The following is a 7,639-nucleotide window of genomic DNA, read 5'->3' on the forward strand; positions in this document are numbered from 1 at the left end:
CGGCCCGCACTTCAGCGAACCGCGACAACCCGGGTGAATCGGGGGCGGCACCGGCCCGCGCTCGACGCTCGCGAACCCGCCGAGGCGTGGTGCACGGGATTTCCGCGTGCACCACGCCTCGGGTCGATCTGCGGTTGTCCGATTACCGGCCGACGATCAGCCCGTCTCCGTCCGGTGCCACATTGACCTTCACCAGATCGCCGTCGGTGACCTCACCGGCCAGCAGTTCCTTGGCCAGCGAATCACCGATGGCCTGCTGGATCAGCCGGCGCAGCGGTCGCGCGCCGTAGACCGGGTCGTAGCCGCGCACGGCCAGCCAGAACCGCGCCGAATCGCTGACGTCCAGCTTCAACCGCCGCTGCGAGAGCCGCTTCTGCAGCTGTGCCAGCTGGATGTCGACGATGTCCTCGAGCTGTTCCTCGTTGAGCGCGGAGAACATCACCACGTCGTCGAGGCGGTTCAGGAACTCCGGCTTGAACGCCGAGCGGACCGCGTTCATCACGAATTCCTTGTCCCCGCCGGCACCCAGGTTGGAGGTGAGGATGAGGATGGTGTTGCGGAAGTCCACCGTGCGGCCCTGGCCGTCGGTGAGCCGGCCCTCGTCGAGCACCTGCAGCAGGATGTCGAAGACGTCCGGATGCGCCTTCTCGATCTCGTCGAACAGCACCACCGTGTACGGCCGCCGCCGGACCGCCTCGGTGAGCTGGCCACCCTGGTCGTAGCCGACGTATCCGGGCGGGGCGCCGACGAGGCGAGCCACCGCGTGCTTCTCGGAGTACTCGCTCATATCGATGCGGGTCATGGCGCGTTCGTCGTCGAACAGGAAGTCCGCCAACGCCTTTGCCAGCTCGGTCTTACCGACACCGGTCGGTCCGACGAACATGAACGACCCGGTGGGCCGGTTGGGATCGGCGACCCCGGCCCGGGCGCGGCGCACCGCGTCGGAGACCGCGGTGACGGCCTCGGTCTGCCCGACCACGCGATGTCCGAGTTCCTCCTCCATCCGCAGCAGCTTCTGGGTTTCACCCTCGAGCATGCGGCCGACCGGGATGCCGGTCCACGACGAGACCACCTCGGCGATGTCGTCGGGCCCGACCTCCTCCTTGAGCATCACCTCGTCCTCGACGCTGCCGCCGGTCTTACCGGCGTTCTTCTCGGCCTCCGCGAGCTGCTTCTCCAACTGCGGGATGCGGCCGTAGCGCAGCTCGGCGGCCTTACCCAGATCGCCGTCGCGTTCGGCGCGCTCGGACTCCCCGCGCAGCGTCTCCAGCTCTTCCTTGATGGTCCGGACCGAATCGATGGCCTGCTTCTCGTTCTGCCAGCGCGCCATCAACTGGTTCAGCTTCTCGCGGTCGTCGGCCAGTTCCTGACGCAACTTCTCGAGTCGCTGCTTGGACGCCTCGTCGGTTTCCTTGGCGAGGGCGACCTCCTCGATCTCGAGCCGGCGCACCGCCCGTTCGACCTCGTCGATCTCGACCGGTCGCGAGTCGATCTCCATGCGCAGCCGGGAGGCCGACTCGTCGACCAGGTCGATCGCCTTGTCGGGCAGGAACCGCGACGTGATGTAGCGATCGCTGAGGGTCGCCGCCGCCACCAGCGCGGAGTCGGTGATCCGCACACCGTGGTGCACCTCGTAGCGCTCCTTGAGCCCGCGCAGGATGCCGATGGTGTCCTCCACCGACGGCTCGCCGACCAGCACCTGCTGGAACCGCCGCTCCAGGGCGGCGTCCTTCTCGATGTGCTGGCGGTATTCGTCGAGCGTGGTGGCGCCGACCAGGCGCAGCTCACCGCGCGCCAGCATCGGCTTGATCATGTTGCCGGCGTCCATCGCCGATTCACCGGTGGCTCCGGCCCCGACGATGGTGTGCAGCTCGTCGATGAACGTAATGATCTGTCCGGCACTGGATTTGATCTCCTCCAGCACCGCCTTGAGCCGTTCCTCGAACTCACCGCGGTACTTCGCCCCGGCCACCATGGCGCCGAGGTCGAGCGAGACCAGCGTCTTCCCGCGCAGCGATTCCGGCACGTCGCCGGCGACGATGCGCTGAGCCAGCCCCTCGACGATCGCGGTCTTGCCGACACCGGGTTCACCGATGAGCACCGGGTTGTTCTTGGTGCGCCGGCTCAGCACCTGCACCACGCGCCGGATCTCGGTGTCGCGGCCGATCACCGGATCGAGTTTGCCCTCGCGCGCGGCCGCGGTCAGATCCGTGGAGTACTTCTCCAGCGCCTGATAGGTGGCCTCGGGATCGGCGGTGGTCACGCGGCTGTTGCCGCGCACGGCGGTGAACGCCTCGCGCAGGGCGTCGGCGGTGGCGCCGTACTTCAGCAGCAGCTGGGACACGTCGGAATCGCCCTGTGCCAGCCCCACCACGACGTGTTCGGTGGAGACGTATTCGTCGCCGAGTTCGGTGGCCAGGCGCTGCGCGGCGGTGATCGCCGCGAGGGCTTCCCGGCCGAGCTGGGGCTGGGTGGTCGCACCGGTCGCGCGCGGCAGCCGGTCGACGATGTCCTGGGCCTCGCGTCGCACCGTTGCCGGGTCGACCGCGACAGCCTTCAGCAGGGGGGCGGCGATGCCGTCGGTCTGATCCAGCAGCGCCACCAGCAAGTGAGCCGGACGAATCTCCGGATTTCCGGCGGCCGAGGCCGCCTGCAGGGCTGCCGTCAGGGCCGCCTGGGTCTTGGTGGTGGGGTTGAACGAGTCCACATTCACCTTCCTACGTGTCGTCTCGCGTGGTTGTCGGTCAGGTCCGGGCGGTCCGCACGGACTCTTCTGGACAGTTCAACGCGGTAGGAGTTGAGTCTGTTCCGCTCAAGTTTGACATATTTCCGGGAAGTGCGGCGAATCGTCGCCCACGCTACGCGCCGTCGCGGAACTCCTCGAGGTACTCGCCACGTTTCATCCACGGCAGCTCTGGGTAAAGTGATCCGCCCATAACGGTGCGACCACGGTTTTTTCAGGGATACTGGTCGGGAGGCCGACGGCGCGGTAGCGCTGATCGGACATCCGACGCCCCGGTGTCGGATCACCGACGGCACCGTCGTCGGATCACTCTGAAGGAAAGGAAGCTCGACGTCGTGGATGCGCGTTCGGCAGCGCTGGTCCGCGCCAACTTCCGATCGATCGTGGAGGCGCCGCAGGGGCCCGAGCGGTTGGTCAGCGCGTTTTACGGTCATCTGTTCGCGGAGGCGCCCGCCCTGCGCGACCTGTTCCCGCACACGATGGATATGCAGCCCAAGCGGGTGGTCACCGCCATCCAGTTCGTGCTCGACCATCTGGAGAACTGGGACCGGGCGCAACGGTTCCTGGAACAGCTGGCCCTCGACCACCGCAAATACGGCGTCGAGGCGGCCCATTACGACGCCGCCGGACGCGCGCTGCTCGCCGCCTTCCACACCTACAACGGCCCGCTGTGGAGCCGCGATCTGGAGGAAGGGTGGCGCGATATCGCCATCCTGATCTCGGCATCGATGGCCATCGGCGCCAATTCAGATACGTCGCAACCGTATTGGGAAGCCACGGTCGTCGGCCATCGGCGGGTACTCGACGATCTGGCGATCGTGCGGCTGCAGTCCGAGCAGCCGATCCCCTACCAGGCCGGACAGTACGTGCCGGTCTCCATCCCGCAGCGCCCGAAGATGTGGCGCTATCTGTCTCCGGCGATCCCCACCAACCCCTACGGTGAGATCGAATTCCACGTCCGCAAGGTCCGCACCGGCTGGGTCAGTCCCGCGATCGTCGGCGAAACCGAGGTCGGCGACACCTGGTTGATCGCCGGACCGCTGGGCGGCCTGCACGTCGACACCGAATCCCAGCGCGATGTGCTGATGATCGGCGCCGGCACCGGGATCGCACCGCTACGCGCCCAACTGATCGAGATGGGCCGGCGTGGTGTGAACCCGCGCGTGCATTTCTTCATCGGCGGCCGCTACCCCTGCGATCTCTACGACGTGGAGAACATGTGGCAGCTGTCGCTGAGCAATCCGTGGCTGACGGTGGTGCCGGTATGCGAGAACGAATCCAATCCGTGGTGGCATCCGCATCCACCCGCGGATCCGCCGTTCGGCATGCACCGGCGGTTGATCGGCAACCTGGGCGCGGTCGTGGCCAGCTTCGGTTCGTGGTCGGATCGCCAGATCCAGATCGCCGGGTCGGCCCGGATGATCGCCGACACCAAACGCGCCCTGCTGGCGGTCGGCACGCCCGAAGAGGTGATCAGCACCGATCCGGTGTGAGGGCAATCGGTAGGCAACCGCGCCCGCACCGCGTAACTTGGTGTGCAGTGGTCGGACCGCGCGCGGGGACAAGGACTTTCGGGGCGAACCGCGAACTACCAGGAGGCACGGTGAGCGACAATCGCGCAGCGGCTCACCGGGCCGACCGGGTGCGGGCGCCCCGCAAACTACAGCAGGCACGGCGAGCGACAATCGCGCAGCCGCTCACCGCGCCGACCGGGTGCGGGTGTCCCGCGACGAGCTACAGGAGGCACGGTGACGTTGGGTCCGGACCAGACCGGGGAGATTCGGCTCGATGCGCCCACCGAATGGTCGTCCACGGTGGTCGGTCATCATCGGCTGCGGCACGATCTCGCCGTGATCCGGTTGATCGGCGAATTCGTTCCGTTCGAGGCGGGTCAGTCGGTGGAGGTGCAGGTCCCGCAGCATCCGGGGCTGCGGCGACGATTTTCGCCCGCCCTGCCGCCCTCGTTGGACGGGAAATTGGAATTCCACGTCCGGACGGTGCCGGGCGGCTGGTGTTCCGGCTCGATCGTCGCCGACACCCAGCCCGGTGACGAATGGCGGATCAGCGCGCCCGCGGGCTGGCTGACGGTCGATCCGGAGACCACCGATCTCGTAATGATTGCGGGCGGAACGGGTTTGGCGCCGATGCGCTCGCTGCTGCTGGACCTGTCGCGGCGTCCCGAACCGCCGCGAACCCATCTGTTCGTCGGCGGCCGCACCCCGCGCGACCTCTACGCCTCCGACATGCTGTATCTGCTGGCAGGCGAATTGCCCTGGCTCACCGTCATTCCCGTCGTCGAGCGCGCCGACGACCCGGGCTGGGTCGACCAGTGGTACGAGAACTGCCGAGTGGATGTCGGCTTCGACGTCGACGAGATGCTCGAGGGCACCCTCGCCGACGTGGTCGGTGACATGGGTCCGCTACTGCATCATCAGGTGCTGGTCTGCGGTTCACCGGGAATGACCCAAGCCACCCTGGAACGCCTGGTCAACACCGGCACCCCGCCGGAGGCGATCCGCTTCGACGGGTACTGAGTGGCGGCGCCGCGGCCGTCGCTGTCCGCGCGTTGCTCGTCGTTCCGGAACAGCCGTGAGGTAGACCTGCGACAGATCAGGCATCGCGGTCGGAACCGTGGTCGCCGTGTCGGTTTCACCGACCGGGCGGGGACCGATATGGCGCGAGTTGCTCCGGCCGGTGATAATCCATTCGGCGCACGGTGGGGCCGATGTTCGAGAAGGGGGAGCTGGGGCATATGACTTTCAAGATCGATCCGACATCGCTGGGCAATGCGGCACGGATACTGAACGATCTCGCCGACGACGTCCATGACCTCGGGAAAGTTCCGCATTTGGCAGCGGATCGCGGCGTCACCGCGATGTCGGGGTCGGCCATCGCGAAGGCGCTCGAAGGCGCCAACGCCGCGAGCACGCAGGCAAAGGATGTGTTGGCATCCCGGTTCAGAGGTATCGGTGGCTTGCTGTATCAGACCGCCGAGCATTTCCACGGCACCGACGTCGAGCTGGCCGAATCGTTGCGCACACTCGGTGATCTGAACCGGGCGGAGGGATAGCGGTGGCCGTCACCAAAACCCAAGTCCTGGGCTGGAATCTGCAGGCCTTCTCCGATATCGCCACCGACGCCGACAAGATCACCGGCGCGATCGACGGCATGGCGGACACGATGCATCGCACCATCCACGATCTGGAGTGGTCCGGCCAGGCCAACCGGGCCGCGACCGACCGGGCCGACCGGGAGAAGCAGCAGATGCGAACGGTTGGCTCGGCCTATTTCGCGCTGGCGGAGGCGTGCCGGGCGGTCTACGCACTGCAGGTCGCCGTCACCGATATCCAGACGACAGTGCATACCCTCGAAGGCAGCGGCAGATTCCGGGTGGACGACGACTGGACCGTGCACGCGGTGGCGCAGGCCGACGAGAACGAGGCCGGCAACAACACGGTCAAGCTGAAGGGCCTGGCATCCCATATCGACACCGAGGATGCGCGCCTCGCCCCGATGATCGCCGCCGCGGTACAGGACATCAACGCGTTGGCTCCGATATCGAGCACGCTGTGCACACCGGCCGCGTATTCGGATCTGTCCGACGACACCGCCAAGGACGATCTTCGTGACTTCGAGGACGGCACCGCCACTCCCGAGCAGATCGCCCGTCTGGAACTGGCAACTCAGCTGTCACCCGAGGAGCTCGCGGCGCTACAGCGTGGCGACCAGGTCAATCTCCCGAAAGGACAGTTCGAATATCTGCAGGCGCTCATGCGTGGCCAGGACGGCATGAACCTGCAGCAGATCGAGGGCCTCGGTTCGAGGATGCCGGGCGCGGACGGCGCGAAGGTCCAGGCCGCGATGGCCGACGCCATGCAGCTCGTATCCAATCCGCAGATCCATACCGACGGCGGCAATCACGGTGGCATGCAACAACTTCCCGACCGCGTGCGTGATCTGCTGACCGAGAATCCGTATCACACATCGGCTGGTGGTCCGTGGGTCGACAAGCGCGGCTTCACTTCTCTGTCCACCATCGTCAATCGCGGTGAGCCGGCGCTCGCGTCGGGTTCCGATCTGGATCGCGGCTTGCTCAAACAGGGCTCGGAGATCGTCAAGATCGAAGACCGCAACCCCGGCTTCACGTCCTTCCACGACAACGACAGCGTCGCGGACAAGATGTTCGGCGCGGCGAGCCGGGACCACCGGGCGGTATCGGACTTCATCACCGGCGACGGCATGAACGCCACGGTCACACCCGGCGGCCGATACAACGCCGACGACCATGTCATGTCCGTGCTCTCACATCGCTGGGGCAGCGACGAGCACGGCGCCGAAAAGCTCTTCACCTGGATCGACGACGAGGCCGCGAACCCCGACCCCAAGGTGAGCGCGAACGCCGGCCACACCGCGGACACCCTGGCACACATGCTGGTTCGCAACAGCGACCACCTGGCGTTGAACCTTCCCGGCCACGACGGCGACTCCCTGGGAAAGGTGAATCCCGGTGTGACCCGAGCACTCGCGGAGTCGATGACGCCCTATCTGGGCAACTTCGCCGGCGCGCCGGACAGCACGCTGATCAACCACACCGCGAAACCGTTCGGCGAGGTCGACGATCTGTCGAAGTTGTTCAATGTGCTCGATTCCGATCCGACGTCGGCGAAGATCGTCAACGCGGCCGGGTCGCAGTGGAACGATTATCTGGCGTACCAGGCAGGTCTGCACCCGGAGCAGGCCCCTGCCATGGGTATGAGCTCCGGGCATCTCACGCAGGCAATGACATCCGGTTTCCAAGACCAGCTCAAGGCCCTCGACGCACACAAGCAGTGGGAATTCACACAGCAGTACAACCAGAAGGCAGCGATGGCCGATACGGTCTCCAACTTAGATCTT

Annotated in this window: 5 protein-coding genes; 4 read left to right on the top strand and 1 reads right to left on the bottom strand. The window is 66.4% G+C overall.

The window, feature by feature from the left end:
* Positions 1-142 precede the first annotated feature (142 nt).
* The gene (clpB, locus tag ON37_RS24790) at positions 143-2,707 is read right to left on the bottom strand and encodes an ATP-dependent chaperone ClpB (RefSeq protein ID WP_040722724.1); all 2,565 of its coding nucleotides are present in this window, start codon (positions 2,705-2,707) and stop codon (positions 143-145) included.
* A 371-nt stretch (positions 2,708-3,078) separates the two neighbouring features.
* Here clpB and ON37_RS24795 point away from each other — a divergent pair, with 371 nt between their 5' ends.
* From ON37_RS24795 to ON37_RS24810, 4 genes are all read left to right on the top strand, one after another.
* A complete protein-coding gene (locus tag ON37_RS24795; protein ID WP_040722725.1) occupies positions 3,079-4,236 on the top strand; it encodes an FAD-binding oxidoreductase in 1,158 nt (385 codons plus the stop codon).
* A 255-nt stretch (positions 4,237-4,491) separates the two neighbouring features.
* Entirely contained in the window at positions 4,492-5,277 is a 786-nt protein-coding gene (locus tag ON37_RS24800) for an FAD-binding oxidoreductase (RefSeq protein WP_083893257.1), read from the top strand.
* A 191-nt stretch (positions 5,278-5,468) separates the two neighbouring features.
* Positions 5,469-5,813, top strand: coding sequence for a hypothetical protein (locus tag ON37_RS24805; RefSeq protein ID WP_040722712.1), 345 nt, complete (start codon positions 5,469-5,471; stop codon positions 5,811-5,813).
* A 2-nt stretch (positions 5,814-5,815) separates the two neighbouring features.
* Positions 5,816-7,639, top strand: a 1,824-nt coding sequence (locus ON37_RS24810) for a TPR repeat domain-containing protein (protein ID WP_040722713.1), incomplete at its 3' end; no start/stop codon positions are given.

Source organism: Nocardia veterana NBRC 100344, from assembly GCF_000308855.1.
GTDB classification, from domain to species: Bacteria; Actinomycetota; Actinomycetes; order Mycobacteriales; family Mycobacteriaceae; genus Nocardia; species Nocardia veterana.